At 37.7% G+C, this 22419-nt stretch carries 19 protein-coding genes; all 19 read right to left on the reverse strand.

What is annotated here, in order from left to right; all coding sequences use genetic code 11:
* Positions 1-33 precede the first annotated feature (33 nt).
* The 19 genes from dapA to FEU33_RS10565 all read right to left on the reverse strand — a co-directional run bounded on the left by dapA (position 34) and on the right by FEU33_RS10565 (position 22178).
* Positions 34-918 carry a 4-hydroxy-tetrahydrodipicolinate synthase gene (gene dapA, locus FEU33_RS10475; RefSeq protein WP_146549312.1) on the reverse strand — a complete coding sequence of 295 codons (885 nt, stop codon included), beginning with the start codon at positions 916-918 and terminating at the stop codon, positions 34-36.
* 13 nt (positions 919-931) lie between these two features.
* Positions 932-1972, reverse strand: a complete 1041-nt coding sequence (locus FEU33_RS10480) for an aspartate-semialdehyde dehydrogenase (RefSeq protein WP_146549313.1) — start codon at positions 1970-1972, stop codon at positions 932-934.
* A 79-nt stretch (positions 1973-2051) separates the two neighbouring features.
* Positions 2052-2639, reverse strand: coding sequence for a dipicolinate synthase subunit B (locus FEU33_RS10485; RefSeq protein WP_146549314.1), 588 nt, complete (start codon positions 2637-2639; stop codon positions 2052-2054).
* A gap of 1 nt (position 2640) precedes the next feature.
* Entirely contained in the window at positions 2641-3447 is an 807-nt protein-coding gene (locus FEU33_RS10490; RefSeq protein ID WP_146549315.1) for a dipicolinate synthase, read from the reverse strand.
* Positions 3444-3713: a YlmC/YmxH family sporulation protein gene (locus FEU33_RS10495; protein WP_146549316.1), complete on the reverse strand. Its 270-nt coding sequence runs from the start codon at positions 3711-3713 to the stop codon at positions 3444-3446. The genes FEU33_RS10490 and FEU33_RS10495 overlap by 4 nt, the downstream gene beginning before the upstream one ends.
* A gap of 201 nt (positions 3714-3914) precedes the next feature.
* Complete coding sequence (locus tag FEU33_RS10500; RefSeq protein WP_146549317.1) at positions 3915-5156, reverse strand: M16 family metallopeptidase; 1242 nt, start codon at positions 5154-5156, stop codon at positions 3915-3917.
* A 244-nt stretch (positions 5157-5400) separates the two neighbouring features.
* Positions 5401-7509, reverse strand: coding sequence for a polyribonucleotide nucleotidyltransferase (gene pnp / locus FEU33_RS10505; protein ID WP_146549318.1), 2109 nt, complete (start codon positions 7507-7509; stop codon positions 5401-5403).
* Positions 7510-7711: 202 nt separating this feature from the next.
* A complete protein-coding gene (rpsO, locus tag FEU33_RS10510) occupies positions 7712-7981 on the reverse strand; it encodes a 30S ribosomal protein S15 (RefSeq protein ID WP_146549319.1) in 270 nt (89 codons plus the stop codon).
* A 150-nt stretch (positions 7982-8131) separates the two neighbouring features.
* Complete coding sequence (locus tag FEU33_RS10515) at positions 8132-9079, reverse strand: bifunctional riboflavin kinase/FAD synthetase (protein WP_146549320.1); 948 nt, start codon at positions 9077-9079, stop codon at positions 8132-8134.
* 303 nt (positions 9080-9382) lie between these two features.
* On the reverse strand, positions 9383-10303 hold the full coding sequence (truB, locus tag FEU33_RS10520) for a tRNA pseudouridine(55) synthase TruB (RefSeq protein WP_146549321.1): 921 nt from the start codon (positions 10301-10303) through the stop codon (positions 9383-9385).
* 189 nt (positions 10304-10492) lie between these two features.
* Positions 10493-10843, reverse strand: coding sequence for a 30S ribosome-binding factor RbfA (gene rbfA, locus FEU33_RS10525; protein ID WP_146549322.1), 351 nt, complete (start codon positions 10841-10843; stop codon positions 10493-10495).
* 19 nt (positions 10844-10862) lie between these two features.
* On the reverse strand, positions 10863-11141 hold the full coding sequence (locus FEU33_RS10530) for a DUF503 domain-containing protein (protein ID WP_146549323.1): 279 nt from the start codon (positions 11139-11141) through the stop codon (positions 10863-10865).
* Positions 11141-13423, reverse strand: coding sequence for a translation initiation factor IF-2 (gene infB / locus FEU33_RS10535; protein WP_146549324.1), 2283 nt, complete (start codon positions 13421-13423; stop codon positions 11141-11143). Before infB ends, FEU33_RS10530 begins: the two co-directional genes overlap by 1 nt.
* A gap of 14 nt (positions 13424-13437) precedes the next feature.
* Entirely contained in the window at positions 13438-13749 is a 312-nt protein-coding gene (locus FEU33_RS10540; RefSeq protein WP_146549325.1) for a YlxQ family RNA-binding protein, read from the reverse strand.
* Positions 13746-14024, reverse strand: coding sequence for an RNase P modulator RnpM (rnpM, locus tag FEU33_RS10545; RefSeq protein WP_146549326.1), 279 nt, complete (start codon positions 14022-14024; stop codon positions 13746-13748). The genes FEU33_RS10540 and rnpM overlap by 4 nt, the downstream gene beginning before the upstream one ends.
* A gap of 82 nt (positions 14025-14106) precedes the next feature.
* Positions 14107-15243, reverse strand: a complete 1137-nt coding sequence (nusA, locus tag FEU33_RS10550; RefSeq protein WP_146549327.1) for a transcription termination factor NusA — start codon at positions 15241-15243, stop codon at positions 14107-14109.
* A 20-nt stretch (positions 15244-15263) separates the two neighbouring features.
* Positions 15264-15746, reverse strand: a complete 483-nt coding sequence (gene rimP, locus FEU33_RS10555) for a ribosome maturation factor RimP (protein ID WP_146549328.1) — start codon at positions 15744-15746, stop codon at positions 15264-15266.
* A gap of 129 nt (positions 15747-15875) precedes the next feature.
* The gene (locus tag FEU33_RS10560) at positions 15876-20210 is read right to left on the reverse strand and encodes a PolC-type DNA polymerase III (RefSeq protein WP_146549329.1); all 4335 of its coding nucleotides are present in this window, start codon (positions 20208-20210) and stop codon (positions 15876-15878) included.
* A gap of 261 nt (positions 20211-20471) precedes the next feature.
* The gene (locus FEU33_RS10565) at positions 20472-22178 is read right to left on the reverse strand and encodes a proline--tRNA ligase (protein WP_146549330.1); all 1707 of its coding nucleotides are present in this window, start codon (positions 22176-22178) and stop codon (positions 20472-20474) included.
* Positions 22179-22419: the final 241 nt, after the last annotated feature.

A 22419-nucleotide genomic window follows, 5' to 3' on the forward strand; every position in this document is an offset into this window, starting at 1 on the left:
AGAATGGGCAAACGTTACCCATTCAAAAAGTTTTCAAATTTGCTTTTTTTCGTATTCTTGCCATACATCATCGAATGCTGATTTTTCTTCATCTGTCAGCAATGTAATGGGGGATCTAACATATTCCGAGCCAATCCCCAATTTCGTTAATGCGTATTTGACAGTTGAAGGATTAGGTGTTGCAAATAACGCACGAATTAATGGTAATAATGCTTGATGAATGGAAGCGGCCTCCTCATGACGACCTTCTTTAAACGCTTTGACCATTTTTTGCATATCATTACCGACCACATGTGCAGCAACTGAAACAACACCTGCACCGCCGATCGAAAGCAGTGGTAACGTCAAGCCGTCATCCCCCGAATATACTGTAAAACCATCGGGAGCCCCAGCTAGTATTTCCGTCATTTGATCTAAGTTCCCACTTGCTTCTTTTACAATCCGGATATTCGGAATTTTACTAAGTTGTAAAACGGTTTGTGGTTGGATATTTACAATCGAACGCCCCGGAATATTATACAACATGATCGGCAATGTAGTTGACTGCGCAATTGCTGCAAAATGCTCATACATACCACGTTGGCTCGGTTTGTTGTAATAAGGTGCAACTAACATAATTCCGTCAGCACCAGCAACTTCTGCTTCATTTGTTAAATCAATGGATGCTTGTGTATTATTGCTGCCTGTTCCTGCAATCACTGTAACTCTATTATGAACTGTTTTAACAACAAAACGGATGAGAGCTACTTTTTCATCATGTGATAATGTAGGTGACTCACCTGTAGTACCACAGACTACTATTGAATCTGTTCCGTTTGCGATTAAATGTTCAACAACATCTGAAACCATCTCAAAATGAATGGATCCATCTTCACGGAACGGTGTAATCATCGCAGTAGCAATACTACCAATATTCACTTATTCTGCCTCCTTAGATTAATCCGTCTTCAATCATTCTTTCGGCAATTTGAATAGAGTTTAATGCTGCACCTTTTAATAAATTATCTGAAACAACCCATAGATGGAACGCATTATCTTTTGCTAAATCTTTGCGAATACGTCCTACAAATACTTCATCTTCGCCTTCAGTATAAATAGGCATTGGATATTCTTGAGCTGTTATATCATCTTGCACGATAACGCCAGGTGCTTGTTGTAAGACTTTTTTAATATCTTCAACTGTAACACCAGCTTGATCTATTTCGATATAAACAGATTCAGAATGCCCTGCCACTACTGGTACACGTACACAAGTTGCAGCAACAGGGAAATCTGGCGCATGCATGATTTTTTTCGTTTCATTGATCATTTTCATCTCTTCATATGTGAAACCATTTTCTGTGAACACATCAATTTGTGGAATGACATTACGAGCGATTGGATAATGTTTTTTATCCCCTTTTACAGGTAAAATATGTGCTTCTACATCTTTTGGATGATCAAATTGTAAGCTTTGTTCTTTTAATTCATTGATTGCACTTATCCCTGATCCTGACACGGCTTGATATGTAGAAACGATTAAGTTATTCAACCCAAATGCTTGGCGGATTGGTTCTAATGCTGCAACCATTTGAATAGTTGAACAGTTTGGATTTGCAATAATTCCTTTGTGTTTTGCTATATCTTGTGGATTTACTTCTGGAACAACTAAAGGAACCTCTGGATCCATACGGAATGCACTTGTATTATCAATCACAACTGCGCCACGTTCTGCTGCAGCTGGTGCTAACGCTTTAGAAACTGAACCTCCTGCGCTAAATAATGCAATATCTACTCCTTCAAAAGCCTCTGGAGTAGCCTCTTCTATCGTGTATGTTTGACCATTAAATGTAATGTCTTTGCCAGCGGAACGTTTTGAAGCGAGTAGCTTTAGTTTTCCAACCGGAAATTCACGCTTTGCAAGCTGCTCCATCATCTTTGTTCCTACTGCTCCTGTAGCGCCTACTACTGCTACTGTATATTCTTTAGTCATCATACATCTCTCCTCAACGATTCATTCGATAATGGCGCTATTGTACCATAATTCGCAAAAAATTCATATAATAATTTCATTATTTAGTATATTGAATCAATAAAGGCTGCAATTGTTTCTTTTCCAAAGCCGCTTCAATTGTAGCTGTTAGCTGCGGAAAATTAGAAATCAGAGAATTCGGCTTATTGATTGGATCATCTTGCCCAAATGGTATAAAAAAGATATTTTTTGTATTTAATAATTTCATGACATTTACTCCATTTAAGCCAAGCGCATCATTTGTAGAAATTCCTAAGACGACTGGACTGCCATTACGTAAAGTCGCTTTTGCCGCCATCAATACAGGTGAATCCGTCGAGGCATTTGCAAATTTACTAATGGAATTGCCTGTCATAGGGGCAATGACCATACAGTCTAATGGATTAGAAGGACCAAAAGGTTCCGCTTCTACTATACTTTTAATAATTTTATGACCAGCCAATGTTTCAATTTTTTCAGTCCACTCTTCACCCGTACCAAAGCGAGTAGCGGCCGTCAGCACCGAATTTGTTATAATCGGCACTACTGTTGCCCCTTGCTCAGTTAGAGAGGAAATTTTAGGTATAACATCTGCGTAAGTACAGTGTGAGGCAGTGATGCCAAATCCTATGCGTTTTCCCTTTAACATATCATTCCTCCCCTAGTTCATTATTTTTTCGTATAATAATTTGTGCCAGTAAATCAGCTGCATCCTGTGGAAAATACTTTCCAGGCAAGCCCGGGAGTAAATAATAGCTGAGTTGTTCGTTACTTTTCACATTTAAACAGCCCGGTGCTGATGCCACATCGAATATTTTGGTTTCTTGATCTAAGAGCTGATAAAATTCATCCGTAAGCCATTTATTGGGGATTGTATTGATCAAATAATAAGATTCTTTTATATTTTTAGGAATCAGTTGCGAGGCAACATACCCGTATGCAATGGCTTCTTGGATTTGACTATTTGAGCGCGCTAATATGTGCACATTTGCCCCTAATTTATGCAGCATATAGGCAAGCATTTTCGCCACTCTTCCAAATCCTGTAATATAAAAAGATTTTCCATAAACAGAAGCAGATTCAAGCTCATAAAATGCACATAGCATTCCCTCTGAAGTTAGTCTTGCATTGAGCCAGATATAAGATTCATCCTGTAAATAATAGATGACATGATCTTCTTTTAAAGATCGAAGTTCTTGCTGCAAACTTTGATTGCTTTTCCCAACGAATATGGCCGTATCCTCCGACAATGATTCAAAAGCAGATTTAGGCAAATCAACAGCGTGAATGGGCAAAACAATTCTTTGAGGTTTTTCAGTGACAATAATCTGTTGGACCTCTTCATTCCAGTTGTCCGTATACTTATAAATGACATTTTCAAAATCCAACGAAAGGCGCAATGCTAATTCTTTAAAGCGTAAGTCTTTTCCTAAAATTAGCCACGTTTCTTTACTCATTTTATATACCCCGATGTTAAAGGCTGCGTCTTTTTAAATAAAATACGATCTTCTCCAATCAGTGAAATTTCAGTCCATGGAATGAATGATTGCATCTTTGTATCTTTTGGTTTAAAAGGCAAACGAACACCTTTATGAACCAATTCAAAGCCATAAATTTGCCCAGTTTTAGCATCCAGTAAACATTCCGTTTCCGCCAGTAGCCCACAGCGTACCCCATCTTTTATCTGAATTAACTCTTTGCTAGCAAGCTCCGATAAGAGCATTCAATCCCTCCTTTTTTCCCGTATTAACAGTGTATGAAGCCTAAGCTTTTCCTGTGCATAAAAAAACAAAGAGATCGTCAAGCAAATCTCAAGCTCGATTTGCTTGCTAATCTCTCCTACTCGTTACTTCCATTTTAAAGAGGAGACTATGCTGTCCCCTATAGGATAAAAAATGAAAAAAGTGGCGCAAAAGTCGTCTATTTAACGACTTTCGATGCCACCTTTAGCAGGTTGAATAACAGATTTGGCATATGGTTTTGTTAGCAACATTTGAATGACTCGATTTACACTTTCTTCATCTACAGCATGTAATTCTTGTAATGTTTGTTCTACCGTTTTTTCTCTCCCATACAAGAGTTCATTTTTGGCATTGCGATTCATAAAATCGTTCGATGTTTCAAGCCCTAGCAATAGATTACTCTCCAATTGTTCTTTTGCATACTGTATTTCGATTGAGGATACACCATCATTCACCATTTGTTCAGTGATTTGAAGAATCGTTTCCTCAAGCATCGTAAGTTTTTCTGGTGATGTGCCTCCATATATCATAAAGGCTCCCGCATGTTCATAGGCAGTATAATAAGAAAAAATAGAATATGCTAATGCCTGCTCCTCTCGAACCTGCTGAAATAATCTGGAGGATGTCGTATCTCCTAAAATATTATTCACAACAAGCAAGCTCATTAAATCCGGATCTTTGATGGTTAATCCTTCATATCCAATAGCTAAATGTGCTTGTTCCGTATTACTTTCTTTTGTCGTTTGTCCCGGTAAAAACTTGGGTATTGTTTGAATGATTTTAGAATGATGATTCGTGTTGTTAAATTGATCGAATAATTCAATGATCTTATGAATCAATCGGTCTGTTATATTTCCAGCAACTGAAACGACAACTTGATCTGGTGTGTAGTGTTCATACATATATGTTTCAATTTTATCTTTTGTAAAAGTTTCTAAAGTTTCTTCCGTCCCAAGGATAGGTGCCCCCATTGGATGATGGGGATACATGGCACTCCATAGCCGCTCATCTACATCATCATCAGGCGTATCCTCTACCATAGACATTTCTTCAAAAATAACTTGGCGTTCTTTTTCAATGTCATCCTCGGCAAATGTCGAATGGAAGAACATATCCGTCAATAGAGTAATAGCTTCCTCTGCATGATGATCTAATGTTATAGCATAATAACAGGTGTTTTCTTTAGAGGTAAATGCATTTAATTGTCCTCCAATCCGATCGAAGGATTCTGCAATTTCTTTCGCGGTCCTACTATGCGTCCCCTTAAATAGCATATGTTCGATAAAATGTGTAAGCCCGTTTTCTTCGGGTCTTTCATTTCCTGAACCAACATTGACCCAAATGCCCATAGCAACTGAACGCACATAAGGCAATTTTTCTGTCAATATTCGTACACCATTTGGACATTTATACTTTGTAACCAAATAATTTCCCCCTTATGTAAAAAAAGGCTGCCTTTAGATTCACAGGCAACCTCGTGATTTCGAAAATTATCTTCATAATCCTCTACATTCAAAAAATAATCGTTTTAGCAAGCATGTTTCGCTTTTATTGCTGCACATGGCAGAGTCCCCCTCGAGGTCCCTTCAATCCCGCTATTTGAAAATTGAAAAGGCACTTTTGATTCGGGTCTTCTAGTGCTTGTCGAAACTTTAACACGCTTTGCTTTTATTTTTCTTGACGTTCTTTTTCTTCTTTCAATACCACTTTACGTGATAAGTTAATACGGCCTTGACGATCGATTTCAATAACTTTTACCAATAATTCATCGCCAATTTTCAAAACATCTTCAACAGCTTTTGTGCGTTCTTCTTGAATTTCAGAAATATGAAGTAAACCATCTTTTCCTGGGAAAATTTCAAGAAAAGCACCGAATTTTTCGATACGTTTGACTTTTCCCATATAATATTCGCCAACTTTTGCTTCGCGAACAATATTTTCGATAATTTCTTTTGCACGATCAATCATTTCTTCATCAGAAGAAGAGATGAAGATGGTTCCATCTTGTTCAGTATCTATTTTGACACCCGTTTCTTCGATGATTTTATTGATTTGTTTACCTCCAGATCCAATGACATCACGGATTTTTTCTGGATTTATATGAATGCTTTTGATCTTAGGTGCGTATTTTGAAAGATGATCTCTTGGTCCAGAAAGCGTAGCAAGCATAGAATCAAGAATAATCATACGGCCACGTTTTGCTTGAACTAAAGCTTCATGTAAAATTTCACGAGAAAGTCCATCAATTTTAATATCCATTTGAAGTGCTGTTACACCTTTAGCCGTACCAGCTACTTTAAAGTCCATATCACCAAGGTGATCTTCCATACCTTGTATATCTGTTAAGATTGAATAATAATCGCCTTTCTTCACAAGTCCCATTGCAATACCAGCTACTGGTGCTTTAATAGGAACACCTGCATCCATAAGTGCTAGACATGAGCCGCAAATACTTGCTTGTGAAGTTGAACCATTCGATTCCAATACTTCAGAAACACAACGAATTGTATATGGGAAGTCTTTTTCATCTGGTATGATTGCTGATAACGCACGTTCACCGAGAGCCCCATGACCGATTTCACGACGACCAGGTGCACGAATTGGACCTGTTTCACCAACAGAGAATTGTGGGAAATTGTAATGATGCATGAATCTTTTTGATTCTTCAACACCTAAACCGTCAATAATTTGAACGTCGCTCAATGCACCTAATGTACAAATAGATAGCGCTTGAGTTTGTCCACGTGTAAATAGACCTGAACCGTGAGCACGTGGCAATAAGCCGACTTCAGAAGACAAAGGACGGATTTCATCTAATTTACGACCATCTGGGCGAATCTTTTCTTCTGTTATTAAACGACGAACTTCTGCTTTGACCATCTTATCTAAAATTTGGCCTACTTGTTTTAAAGTATCTTCGTCTGCTTCTTGTTCTTCATATTTGGCGATAACTTCTGCTTTAACAGCCTCGATTGCTTCATCACGAGCATGTTTTTCATAAGTTTGGATGGCAGCATTCATTTTTTCTTCGTACTCAGAAGTGATCGTTTCCGTTAATGCTGCATCTAATTCATGAAGAACAACTTCGATTTTTTCTTTACCTGCTTCAGCAGTTACTTTCTCTTGAAAGGCAATTAATTTTTTAATTTCTTCATGACCAAACATGATGGCTTCTAACATTGTTTCTTCTGGTACTTCTAATGCACCAGCTTCAACCATATTAATCGCGTCTTTTGTACCTGCTACTGTTAAGTTGATGATTGAATCTTTCCATTGTTCTACTGTTGGATTAACGATAAATTGATCGTTAATCATCCCCACTTGAACGCCGGCAATCGGACCATCGAATGGAATATCAGACACCATAAGAGCTAGTGATGACCCTAGCATTGCAGCCATTTCTGAACTACAATCGGGATCTGCTGACATGACCATCGAAATAACTTGTACTTCGTTACGAAATCCATCTGGGAAAAGCGGACGAATCGGACGGTCGATTAAACGCGATGTTAAAATGGCTTTTTCAGAAGGACGTCCTTCACGTTTGATAAATCCTCCTGGAATCTTACCAGCAGCATATAATTTTTCTTCATAGTTTACTGTTAATGGGAAGAAATCAGCTTGTTTCGGTTGTTTAGACATTGTTGCATTACATAATACAGCTGTTTCTCCGTAGCGAACCATAACGGCTCCATTTGCTTGTTTTGCGAGCTGACCCACCTCAATTTGTAAAGGTCGTCCTGCCCATTCATAGGTAAAAACCTTTTTTTCGTTCATGTATTGAACTCCTCTCTTAAAAAGAAAACCTAATCACATATACTGTTTATGTTATGTAGTTACTTGTAGTTTATCAAAAATAATAATGCTTTGCGAAACATTTCTCTAAACTTCATTTTCAAATATGACCTAGGAGGTTATGTTGTATTTTATAGGGGCATAAAGAAAAAGCGGGACAAGCCCGCTTTCACAAAAGTGCATTTTATCGACGTAAGCCGAGTTTAGTAATGATTTCACGGTAACGTTGTACGTCATTTTCACGTAAATATTTTAATAAGTTACGACGACGTCCGACCATTTTGAATAAACCGCGACGTGAGTGATGATCTTTTTTGTGAACACGTAAATGTTCATTTAAGTTATTAATCTCTTCCGTAAGGACAGCGATTTGAACTTCTGGTGAACCAGTATCACTTTCGTGTGTACGGAACTCAGCAATGATTTCGTTTTTACGTTCTTTTGTTAGTGCCATCCTATTCACCTCCTAAAATGAAATATCCCCTATTACTGAGCAACTCGTTGGTGACTCGATGTGCCAAGTAATGGTTGAGTGACAACTTTAAGTATGCCGCCTTAGAAATAGTAACATAAAGACCATATGCATGCAACTATAATCGTTGAATTAACAATGGCTTAAATATTCCATAGCATGTTGTTTATCTAACTCAATTTGTGCCTTTAACGATTCAATGCCATCGAATTTTTGTTCACCGCGAAGATATTTATACCAATCTACTTTTACTTCTTCACCATAAATGTTTTTATCAAAGTTATTAATATATACTTCAATCGTTAAATTCTTTTCATCAGGGTTTTTAAAGGTTGGTTTATAGCCTACATTGCATACTCCATCATGCCACTCATTTTGTACTTGCAATCGTACTGCATAGACACCATTCGCAGGGATAAAAGTCCCTTCTGCCTCTTGTACGTTTGCGGTTGGAAAACCGATTTGTCGTCCACGCTTGTCCCCATGTACAACAATCCCAGGAATCTGATAAGGTCGACCAAGAAGCTCGCGTACCAGTTCCATATCTCCTTTTTCTAATGCATGTCGAATACGTGTCGAACTAATTTTATCAGAATCTTGTAGCTGTTTTTCAACTATAGATACTTCATAATCTCCATTGCTCATTTCATGTAAATCCTTCATTGTTCCACGTCCCATCGCTCCAAATGTAAAATCAAAACCTGCGGTAACATGTTGAATATTCAAGTTGCGGATAAATACATCGACAAATTGTTGTGGACTTAATTTAGCAAAATCTGATGTGAATCGGACGACAAATACAGTATCTACCTGAAGTTCTTCTAAAATTTCTAATTTTTGGCTCAAAGGCGTAATATAAAATACTTGTTCCTTATGTTGCCCTAAAACGATCGATGGATGTGGATTAAATGTCATTACCGCAAGTTTTAGGTTTTTATCCTTTGCTTGTTTTTTTGCTTCCTCGATAACAGCTTGGTGTCCACGATGCACTCCATCAAAAAAGCCAACTGCTAAAGAATATGGACCTTCCATTTTATCTGAACTGATCTGATAAGGATACATCAGTTGAATGACCTTCATGTAACTGCCTCCTAATAAAGTGAAACTTCGCTCAGTGGTTTTTTCACTGAGCGTTAGTTGAACCAATCGGACTTTTACAGGCAGTAGTTTCCCACTCCTACCTTCTGTTTATTACTTACACATCTTGATGGGATGGTTTACCTTTACTGCCTGTTAAAGCGGGATAAAGTAAAACTCATTCAGTGAAATTTTTTCACTGAATGTTAGCTGAACCAATCGGACTTTTACAGGCAGTAGCTCCCATTCTTATCTTCTGTTTTATTACTTACGCATCTTGATGGAATGGCTTACCTTACTGCCTGTTCATATGGAATCAACTTTAGGGAACATTTTTTCTGGTTTCATTAGCCCCTTTTTCTCCGGATGCTTTACATAGACAGCAACCGCTTTATGATCTTCCATATAAACTATTTTATCATGTTCTTTAAGAGCAGGGTGCATCGGTAAAACTTGACCATTTATTATTTTTTTATGATTATCCTCTGTTACGTCAAATTGTGGGTAATCTGTTAATGCATATTCTAATGGCTTGATACATTCCTTTAACTGCTCATTCTCTGCTTTTTCCTGTAATTGACTTAAAGTAATGCAATCTTCTTTTGAAAATGTACCTGATTTTATACGTACTAATGAGGCCATATGCGCTGGGTAACCAAGTAATTCACCTATTTGAACAGCCAAGGTACGGATATATGTTCCTTTACTGCATGCTATACGTACAGGGAAGGTAATCGTCCTTCCTTTATATTCTTCGCAATGATCAAGCAATTCTAATGAATAAATGGTTACTTGACGTGTAGGTCGGTCAATGATTTCACCGCGTCTCGCATATTCATACAATTTACGACCATTTACTTTAACAGCCGAAAACATTGGAGGAGTCTGAGATATTTCACCGGTTAATGAATTTAGCACAGATAAAACTTGCTCACGTGTAAGATATTTTTCTGTTGTATCTTCTTCTATAACTTCTCCCTCAGCATCTTCTGTCGTTGTAGCCGTTCCGATTTCAATAATTGCTTCATATACTTTTCCCGCATCCGTCAAATATTCAGCTAGTCTTGTTGCATTACCGATACAAATAGGTAATACCCCTTCAACACCAGGATCTAGTGTGCCAGTATGCCCTACTTTTTTAGTATGTAGGATTTTACGAACTTTGAATACACAATCATGAGATGTCATACCTTGTTCTTTCCATAATGGGAGAATGCCGTGCTGCATGCATATTCACACCTTTACTTAAAAATTATAATTTAACCAACAGGCATTAATTATCTAAGTTTATCCATTAAAATATGGATCATTAACGTTTCAACTTGAGGTCTTTAGTACTTGTCACGGCTATACGACGACCTCAACTCTTTTTATATTAGAAAAAGCCTGCAACATTTAATCTGCAGGCTTTTTTGATTATTGTTCTTGTGAATCGTTAAGTTGACGCAACAACGTATCAATTCGATTCCCATACTCAACAGATGAGTCAAACTCAAATGAGATTTCGGGTGTAACTCGTAAACGAATACGATGGCTAATTTCCGAACGAATAAAGCCCTTTGCTTTTTCAAGACCTTTCATAGTATCTTGACGTTCTTTTTCTGTACCTAGACAAGTAATATAAACTGTTGCTTGCTGAAGATCACCTGTTACATCTACATCTGTTACAGTCACAAATCCTACTCGTGGATCTTTTAACTTTCGGCTAATAATATCCGCAAGTTCTTTTTTCATCTGTTCTGCAACACGATTTGAGCGCATTGACATAGTTGTTTCACCTCAATTTCTATAAAAACTCTCGATGTATATGGAGACATTGCCATTCAGGATTTGATTCCAAAAATGCAATCGCGCGTCCTAGTTCTTTTTCAGCTGCTTGTTGCGCAGATGCAACCGAAACGAGTGCTAAAAGCGTTCTTTGCCAAACATCTTGATGATCGATTTCCGCTATTGAGACATTGTATTTTTGTTTTGTGCGAGTAAGCATCTGTTGTAATACGGCTCTTTTTTCTTTTAGCGAATGGGCAGAAGGGATAAAAAATTCACACTCTGCGTAAATGATCATTAACGTTTTATCTCTTCCATAATAAAGGCTTCAATTTCGTCTCCAACTTTAATATCGTTGTAATCTTTAATGGTAAAGCCACATTCATATCCTTTTGCGACTTCTTTTGCATCATCTTTGAAACGTTTTAAAGAATCTAGTTCACCTTCAAAAACGACAATGCCATCGCGAATAACACGAACGCCACTGTCTCGTGTTAACTTACCATCTGTTACATAACCGCCTGCAATTGTACCTACTTTGGAAACTTTAAATGTTTCACGAATTTCAGCAGCTCCAATTACCTTTTCCTTGAATTCAGGATCTAGCATCCCTTTCATCGCAGCTTCAATTTCTTCAATTACTTTATAAATTACTTTATGAAGACGGATATCTACGCCTTCTTCTTCTGCTGCACGTTTAGCATTAGCATCAGGTCTAACATTGAAACCAATAACGATTGCGTTAGATGCCGCTGCAAGTGAAATATCAGATTCAGTAATGGCACCAGCGCCTGTGTGAATGATTTTCACATTTACGCCTTCTACATCAATTTTCATCAATGAGGCTGCCATTGCTTCTACAGTACCTTGCACATCTGCTTTAACGATTAAGTTAAGTTCTTTCATATCGCCTTGCTTCATTTGTTCAAATAAATTATCTAATGTTACTCGTTGTTTTTCAGAACGTTGTGCTTGTATTGCAGTAGCTGCACGAGTTTCACCAACTTGACGAGCAGTTTTTTCATCTTCAAATACAACGAAACGATCACCTGCTTGTGGCACATCATTTAAGCCAGTAATTTCGACTGGAGTAGATGGACCAGCAGATTTTACGCGACGACCTACATCATTAACCATAGCACGGACACGACCGTATGTATGACCTACTACGATTGGATCACCAACATGTAATGTACCGTTTTGAACTAACAATGTCGCAACTGAACCGCGTCCTTTATCTAATTGAGCTTCAATAACTGAACCGATGGCACGACGTTTAGGGTTTGCTTTTAACTCTCCCACTTCAGATACAAGCAAGATCATTTCAAGTAATTGATCGATGCCATCACCTTTAAGTGCTGAAATTGGTACATAGATCGTATCACCGCCCCAATCTTCAGGAACTAATCCATGTTCAGTCAACTCTTGCATCACACGGTCAGGGTTTGCAGTAGGTTTATCCATTTTGTTTACAGCTACAATAATTGGTACTTCTGCGGCTTTTGCATGGTTAATGGCTTCAATCGTTTGAGGCATTACACCATCATCAGCAGCAACAACTAAAATGGTTAAATCGGTGATTTTCGCTCCACGTGCACGCATTGTCGTAAAGGCAGCGTGTCCTGGAGTATCTAAGAATGTAATTTTTTTACCTTTGACGACGACTTGGTAGGCACCGATATGTTGTGTGATTCCACCTGCTTCACCTTCAGTAACTTTCGTGTTTCGAATAGAGTCTAACAATGTCGTTTTACCATGGTCAACATGTCCCATTATCGTAACAACTGGAGGGCGCTCTTTAAGATCCACTTGATTTTCATTTTCATCGTTTTCAAAATAAGTATCTAAATCCGTAAGATCTACACGTACTTCTTCCTCTACTTCAACACCGTAATCGGCACAGATCAACTCAATAGCATCTTGATCTAATTCTTGGTTGATCGTAGCCATAACCCCAAGCATAAATAATTTTTTTATAATTTCAGATGGTTCGCGACCTAATTTTTTTGCTAATTCACCAACTGTTAAAGATTCAAAGAAAGTGATTTTTGCTGGTAGTTCTTTTTTAACTGCTGGTTGTTGCACTTGTTGTGGACGGTTTTTCCGACGTTGTCCACCATGAATGCCTGGCTTTCTTTTTTGATTGAAGTTACGGTTACCACCTTGATGATTGCCATTACGATTACGATTGTTATTATTATTGCTGTTATTGTTATTGCCGTTATTGCCGTTTGAATGGCCTTGGTTGTTATTTGAATTATGTTTTGGTTTTGAATGATCTCTTGAAGTTGAATTATTATTCATAGTACTTCCTTGGGTATTTATTTGTTTTGTTTGAGCAGGACTATCTTTTCTTGCTACAGGACGAGTTCCTTGCTGTCCATTAGATTGCTTGTGATGATGAGCTTGTTGTGCAGTGTTTTTCTTTGTATAGACACTATCTAATTTGCTGATCACATCTGTTTCTATCGTAGACATATGATTTTTTACTTCAATATGGAGTTTTGATAATTGTTCGATTACTTCTTTACTTGACTTATTTACTTGTTTCGCATATTCATGAACGCGTAATTTTGTCATGTATTCACCCCCGGTTAGATTTCGTTGAGTAGCTCAGACAGTTTCTTTGCAAAACCACTGTCCATAATAGCTACGGAAACTCTCGCCTCCCTACCAATAGCGTGTCCAAGAGAATCTCTTGTTGCAAATTCATGTAGCTCAACGTTATAAGAATTACATTTATCACGCAACTTTTTTTGCGTGTTTTTGGAAGCGTCCGTTGATAAAATAACAAGTTTTGCATTTTGACCACGGACTTCTTTAATCACTTGTTCTTCGCCAGTTACCACTTTTCGTGCTCGAGCGGCTAACCCCAGTAAATTATAGATTGCTTGTTCCTGATTCATGCTTTTAATTCCTTACGGACAATTGCCAATAAATCATCGTATATTTGATCAGGAACTTTCACTTCAAGTTGACGTTCAAAAACATTTCTTTCCTTAGCTGTCTGAATGGCAGCCTCAGATTTTGAAACATATGCACCACGACCTGATTTTTTACCAGTTAAGTCCACTTCTACTTCTCCCTCTTTTGTTCGTACGACACGAATCATTTCTTTTTTGGGAAGCATCTCGCCTGTAGCGATACATTTTCTTATAGGTACTTTACGATTGATCGGCATCAGAACTCACCTTTCTTCTATCGTTAAGAATTGAATGATAAGGAATCATATCATTCAATTATTTTACGCTTCTTATTCTTTTTTAGTCTTTATATAAGTCCACTTCTACTTCATCAGTGTTATCCGCTTCGTTGTCAGGTTCTTCATAAACACTAGTTTGTGCTTCTTCACGAGGATAAATTCCTAATTCAGTAGCATCTGTTTCACTTTTAATATCAATTTTCCAGCCAGTCAGTTTTGCAGCAAGTCTCGCATTTTGACCACGTTTACCTATAGCAAGTGATAATTGATAATCCGGTACGACAACTGTTGTAGATTTTTCTTCTTCATTCACTTGTACATCTAATACTTGTGAAGGGCTTAATGCATTTGCGACGAAAACAACTGGGTCTTCTGACCATTCGACGATATCGATTTTTTCATCATGTAATTCATTGACAATTGCTTGAACACGGGCACCTTTAGCACCTACACATGAGCCTACTGGATCTACTTCATCATTATGAGCGACTACAGAAATTTTAGAACGATCGCCAGCTTCACGAGCGATTGACTTGATTTCTACAGTACCTTCGAAAATTTCTGGCACTTCCAGTTCAAATAAGCGACGTAACAAGCCAGGATGCGTACGTGAAACAAATACTTGTGGTCCACGAGAAGTACGTTCGACCTTCGTAATATATACTTTAATACGATCATGTGGTTTATATACTTCACCAGGTATTTGTTCGTTTTGAGGAAGAACAGCTTCAATTTTACCGATGCCTACATAAATATTACGGGCATCTAACCGTTCTACAACACCAGTAATGATATCATCTGCACGGTCTACATACTCTTCGTAAACAATACCACGTTCTGCCTCACGGAAGCGTTGTGTCACAATTTGTTTAGCAGTAGTCGCTGCAATACGCCCAAAGTTACGAGGCGTTTCCTCTTCTTCAACGATATCCCCTAATTCATAATTAGGATTAATCTTTTGTGCTTCTGCTAAAGAGATTTGTAAACGTTCGTCTTCCACTTCTTCAACTACATCTTTACGAGAATATAGATGCATAGTACCTTGTTCTAAATTTAAGTCTACACGAACGTTCGCCGCTTGGTTATAATTTTTTTTATATGCATTAATAAGTGCTGCCTCAATGGCTTCAACGATGACCTCTTTTGAGATACCCTTCGCTTCAAGTGCACTTAGAGCACCGACTAATTCCTTACTCATTATCTATTTCACTCCTAAAGTTAACGTTCTTTTGAAAAATCAATTGCGAAACGTGCTTTTGCAATTTTGTCTTTCGGTATTAAAACTGTTATTTTTCTTGTCTTAACCTGTACTGCAAGCTCAGCGCCTTCATCTGTATACGACTTTAAATATCCTTCAAATTCTTTCATGCCATTAATGGCCTCATATGATTTTATATGCACAAATTGATCGATTGCTTTTTCAAAGTCTGCATCTTTTTTTAGTGGACGCTCTGCTCCCGGAGAGGAAACTTCCAGAAAATAATTTTGTTCAATTGGATCAACTTCATCCAGTTTTACACTTAATAATTCGCTTACTTGTGCACATTGTTCAATGTCAATGTTTCCTTCAGGAGTATCCACATAAACACGTAGAAACCAATCACGACCTTCTTTCACAAACTCCACTTCAACTAATTCAAGGTTTAGATTCTCTACTATCGGTGTTACTAGCTGTTCTACTTCCATTGTAACCTTGCTCATACAATCCTCCTGACCCACTAAGTTGTCATAACAACAGAAAAGAGCGGGGAATCCCACTCTTTTGCTGCCAATCTATCAACAAATAACTGAATGAATTGTAACACAATCAAGCAGCAAATGCAACTAACCTTAGAATAGAGAGAGTTGATTGGCATCTGGTAATCCTTCTAAGCAGCCTAATTTATCCATATACTCAATCAATGATTTCGATACACGACCACGTATTTGCAAATCTTCTTTCGAAAGAAACTCTCCTTCTTCTCTTGCTTTTACAATGGCATATGCTACGTTATTTCCTAAGCCCGGAATTGCGTTAAATGGGGGAATTAAGCTTTGACCATCTATGGCAAATTCAGTTGCCTTTGAGCGGTACAAATCAACCTTTTGGAAAGACATGCCACGTTCACACATTTCAAGCGCTAACTCTAAAACGGTTAGTAGGCTCTTCTCCTTTGTCGATGCATCTAAGCCTTTTGCTTCAATTTCTTCGATGTGAGCTCGAATCATTTGTGAACCATTTACCATAGCGATCAAGTCAAAATCATCTGCACGTACAGAAAAGTAAGCACAATAATACACGATTGGGAAGTGTACTTTAAAGTATGCGATACGAACCGCCATTAATACATAGGCAGCAGCATGTGCTTTTGGAAACATATATTTAATCTTTTTACATGATTCAATATACCACTCTGGAACACTTTCTTTCCTCATGGCTGCTTCCATATCTTCTGTTAGTCCTTTCCCTTTACGAACATGTTCCATTATTTTGAAAGCCAAAGATGGTTCAAGACCTTGATAGATCAAATAAACCATAATATCATCACGACAACCGATTACTTCTGACAACACGCAAGTTCCATTTTCGATTAATTCACTAGCATTGCCTAACCAAACATCTGTACCATGAGACAAACCAGAAATTTGAACTAATTCGGAAAATGTTGACGGTTTTGTTTCTTCTAACATTTGACGAACAAATCGTGTTCCAAATTCAGGAATCCCTAATGTCCCCGTCTTACAATTAATCTGTTCAGCAGTTACACCAAGAGACTCTGGGCCTGTGAAAATTTTCATCACTTCAGGGTCATCAGTGGGAATGGTTTTTGGATCAATTCCTGTTAAATCAAGAAGCATACGAATAACCGTCGGATCATCATGTCCAAGGATATCTAGCTTTAACACATTATCATGAATAGAGTGGAAATCAAAATGTGTTGTTCGCCATTCAGCATCTTGAGCATCAGCTGGATATTGGAAAGGTGAGAAATCGTAAATATCCATATAATCAGGTACGACTATAATACCACCAGGGTGCTGACCTGTTGTCCGTTTTACCCCTGTACAACCTTGTACAAGACGATCGATTTCTGCACCACGGAAATTGATATTATGATCAGTTGCATATCCTTTTACATAACCATAAGCCGTTTTTTCGGCAACTGTGCCGATTGTTCCTGCTCGATACGCATAATCTTCACCAAACAATACCTTTGTATAGTTATGAGCACGCGGTTGATAACTACCACTAAAGTTTAAATCGATATCTGGTACTTTATCACCCTTAAAGCCTAAGAAAGTTTCAAATGGAATATCATGTCCATCTTTTTTATATGGCGTACCACATTCTGGACAATCTTTGTTGGGTAAGTCGAACCCCGAACCCACAGAACCATCATTGAAAAATTCAACATGCTGACAATTTGGGCAAATATAATGTGGCGGTAATGCATTCACTTCTGTAATTTCCATCATTGTGGCAACAAGCGAAGAACCAACAGAACCACGAGACCCTACTAAATAGCCATCACTCAATGATTTTTTGACAAGTTTATGTGCAATAAGATAAATAACAGAGAACCCATGACCGATAATAGATCCTAATTCTTTTTCAAGCCTTGCTTCCACTATTTCTGGGAGATTTGGACCGTAAATTTCATGAGCCATATTATAACTCATCTCACGGACTGATTCTTCTGCCCCTTGAATACGTGGTGTATACAACTTGTCCTTTACCGGCACGACATCTTCAATCATATTCGCTATTTTTTGTGAATTCGTCACAACGATCTCTTTGGCTATATCCTCTCCTAAAAATGCAAAATCTTGCAGCATTTCGTCGGTTGTTCTTAAATGAACTTTTGGTAATTCATAACGATTTAAAGGATTAGCACCACCTTGCGAACGTAATAGAATTTTGCGGAATATCGCATCATTTTCACTTAAATAATGCACGTTCCCAGTTGCTACAACTGGCTTTGCTAGTTTTTTCCCAATTTTCACGATTTTACGGATGATATCTTCTAAATTCCATTCATCTCGAATCAGTTCTGACTCTATCAATGGCGCGTAGACATCTTTCGGATGTACTTCTAAGTAATCATAAAATTTGGCGACTTCCATTGCTTCATCCATTGATTTTTGCATAACTGCTGTGAAAAATTCACCTTTATCACAAGCGGTTCCAACTAAAAGTCCTTGACGAAGTTCTTGCAAAGATGAACGTTTAATTCTTGGTACTCTATAGAATGTTGAAACATGTGATTCACTGACAAGCTTAAATAGATTTTTCAATCCATTATTATCAATCGCTAAAATAGTACAGTGTGTGGGACGTGCTCTTTTATAGGCATCTCCTTCACCGATATGTTTGTTAAAATCATCATGATATTTAATATCTTTTGCATCTGCTTCTTTTAATAAATGTAATAATAAGTAGCCCGTTGCTTCCGTATCGTAAATGGCCCGGTGATGTTGTGTTAAATCGATGCCGAATTTTTTACATAATGTATTTAATCGATGGTTTTTCATTTCTGGGTGTAAGAAACGTGCAAGTTCAAGTGTATCAATAACAGGATGATGGAATTCATCGATTCCTGCTTTTTTATAGGCTTCATATAAAAAGCCCACATCGAATGTTGCATTATGCGCTACAACAATAGCATCTGCAATAAAATCATGGAATTTTGCAATCATGTCCACAACCTCAGGCGCATCTTTTACCATATCATCTGTAATGCTCGTTAACTCAATTGTTGTAGCTGATAATGGATGATGAGGATTAGCGAAGCTTTCGAACGTATCGATGACTTCCCCATTTTTAATCTTTACCGCTGCGAGTTCAATGATGGTATCATATGCTGCAGATAGCCCTGTTGTTTCCACATCAAATACAACGAATGTGTCTTCTTCAAGTAATCGATGCTGCTCATCATAAGCGATCGGCACACCGTCATTCACTAAATTTGCTTCAATACCAAAGATAATTTTAATCCCATACTTTTTACCAGCATTATAGGCATCTGGGAATGATTGTACAACGGCGTGATCCGTAATGGCTATGGCAGGATGTCCCCATTTAGCTGCTTGCCCTACAAGAGAGTCAACTGAAGATACCGCGTCCATTTGACTCATCGGAGTATGTAAATGCAATTCAACACGTTTTTCTCCTTCTGGTGCTTTATCTTCCTTCATCCTTGGTCTGATCTCTATCATATCTTGCGCCATAACGATTAAATCACGTACAAATGTATCATTTTGAACAGAGCCACGTACTCTTAGCCACATTCCCTTTTTCGCCATTTGCATAAGTGCAGCGTCATCTTTATCACGTGAGAACATTTTGACTAAAATAGAATCTGTATAGTCGGTTAACTTAATAGTTAATAATGAACGACCACTTCTCAATTCTTTTACTTCAGCATCAAAAACGTATCCTTCTATGACTACACGTCGTTCTTCATCTTGAATTTGATGAATTTCCATCATTGTTTCATCCGGTTTAATAGGTAGTCCTAATTGGAATGGTCTATCAATGGCTCCAGCAGCGTCTGGATGCTCTTGTTTTTCTTGTTCGCGTTTTTGCATATCCATTACAGCTTGCTGTGCAAAAGTGGCTTCTTCTTTACGGCGTTGTTCAAGGAATGCTTGTTGTTGGACAGCCAGATCCTCTGTAACTTCTTTTAATTGGAAGTCAACGACCATATGGGGGAAACCATATTGTTGATAAGCTTCCGAAATAACTTCGGCATATTTATTTTTGAATGTCATTAATTGAAATTCTTGCTGACAGTGTAACATGAGCTTTTGCCCGTTCCATTCAGGAATTTGTTTTGCCAACTCTTCTCTTAATGGCGGAGACATCTCATCTATTTCTTCTATTATCTTTAGCCAATAATCCGAAATTAGTTGTTGTGACATAGCATCATGCGCCGTTTCTATGTCCACAAGTACGTTTGCAATTTGGGAAAATGCTGAATTCAATCGCATTTGGAAATCTTGAAATACTCGAAAAGGTAATATATTTTGCAATTTCAATGAAAAGCGCCAAACACGGTTTTTTTTATGCACTGTCATACGTGTCATTTCAGCATCTTCAAAAAATGGCATAAAAACATCTTCTGTCATATTGATTTGTTGTAGTAACAGCTGAAATTTTAGTTTTGAATCTTGTTCGTTTGCCATCTTCCCACCTACTTTCTTACATTCTGTCATTCAATGCGCATATCCCTTTTTAAACTTATAAAGTGAAATTTCACGCAGTGTTTTTTCTTCACCCCCACTGACCAATCAGATTTTTACATACAGACAGTGCTCCCCATGTATCTACTGTTTGTTAGTTGTGCCATGAAAGGGAAAAGGTTTACTGGTCTGATTTACTTTTAAATAAAGAAAAGAAAGCACAAATGTACTTTCTCTCCTAAAATAACCGGTTTTTGACGATCATTATTCTACATGGAAGAAATTATTTAAACGATCTACAAGTTCTTCCTTTGCCCATTCAAATGTTTCACCGGTTTGTCGGAATTTCACTTCTACCATTCCTTCAGAAGCCTTTTTACCAACTGTTACACGAACCGGAAGACCGATTAAATCTGCATCTGCAAATTTGACCCCTGCACGTTCCTTACGATCATCATATAACACATCATAACGATAGGATTGTAACAATTTGTATAAATCTTCCGTTAAGCCTTTTTGTGCTTCATCTTTTTCATTTACTGAGATTAGATGAATATCATATGGAGCTACTTGTTTTGGCCATACAAATCCATAACTATCTTGGAACTGCTCCGCAACAGCCGCCATCACACGAGAAACACCAATACCATAGCATCCCATGATAAATGGTTGAGCACGACCATTTTCATCTAAGAATGTAGCTTTCATGGCATCACTATATTTAGTACCTAGTTTAAATACATGTCCAACTTCAATACCTTCTGCAAATTTAATCGTGCCTTTACCATCTGGTGTTGGATCTCCAACTTGTACAAATCGTAAATCTTCATAACGATCAATAGCAAAATCTCTTCCTGGATTTACATTAACATAATGATAGCCATCCTCATTCGCACCACTTACACCATTACGAATTGACTTAATCGCATTGTCTGCTATTACTTTCACATTCACTGGTAATTTAACAGGTCCAAGTGAACCTACATGGCTGTTTAATAGTTTAAAAATAGTATCTTCTTCTTCTAATTCAACAGATTCAGCATTTAGTGCATGTTTGAGTTTAATATCATTGATTTCATGATCTCCACGCGCAAGCACAACTACCGATTCACCATCAACATTAAATACTAAAGTTTTAATACATTGTTCAGGTTTAACATTTAGGAAAGCAACAACTTCATCAATTGTTTTTTGATCTGGTGTCGCTACTTTTTCAATGTTTTTCATTTCTTCACTGGAATGTGTATAATCAACTTTCACTTCAGCCATTTCAATATTAGCTGCATAATCTGTTTCATCAGAATAAGCGATTGTATCTTCACCAATTTCTGACAATACCATAAATTCATGTGTATCCGTACCACCAATGGAGCCGGAATCTGCAATTACTGCACGAAATTTCAATCCAAGACGAGTGAATATATTCGTATAAGCCTTTACCATAGCTTGATATGTTTCATCTAAACTTTCTGCATTTGCATGAAAAGAATAGGCATCCTTCATCACAAACTCACGACCACGTAATAGACCAAAGCGAGGACGTTTTTCATCTCTAAATTTAGTTTGAATTTGATATAAAGTCAAAGGTAATTTTTTATAAGATTTGATTTCATCGCGCACTAATGAAGTAATGACTTCTTCATGTGTTGGACCAAGAGCAAATTGACGATCATGGCGATCAGTTAGACGCATCAACTCTGGACCATAAGCATCCCAACGTCCTGATTCTTGCCATAATTCAGCTTGTTGTAGAGAAGGCATTAATAATTCGACTGCACCTGCTGCATCCATTTCTTCGCGAACAATTTGTTCAATTTTTTGTAGAACCTTTATACCCAATGGCAAATAGGTGTAAACGCCACTTGTATTTTGGCGGATAAAACCTGCGCGCAATAAAAGCTGGTGAGACTTAACATCCGCATCAGCAGGTACTTCACGCAAAGTAGGGATAAATGTTTTACTTTGTTTCATTAGGAAAACCTCACTTTGAGCTATAGTTAATTTTTTATATGAACGTAGTTGATACGCACCTTAGCAGGTAGCACGGCAAAGTAAAATCTCACACATTTGAGGTTATCTCATCCTCACTATTTGTGAGTTGAACCAGTCTAGCTTTTACAGGTAGTAGATCCACTTATTCTCCTGCTTTTTCACTTGATGCTTGAGCTGTTGCCCTTTAATAAGGGATGTACAAGCAGCATCATCATGCTAG

The organism is Rummeliibacillus suwonensis (assembly GCF_007896435.1).
In the GTDB taxonomy this organism is placed as follows: Bacteria; Bacillota; Bacilli; order Bacillales_A; family Planococcaceae; genus Rummeliibacillus; species Rummeliibacillus suwonensis.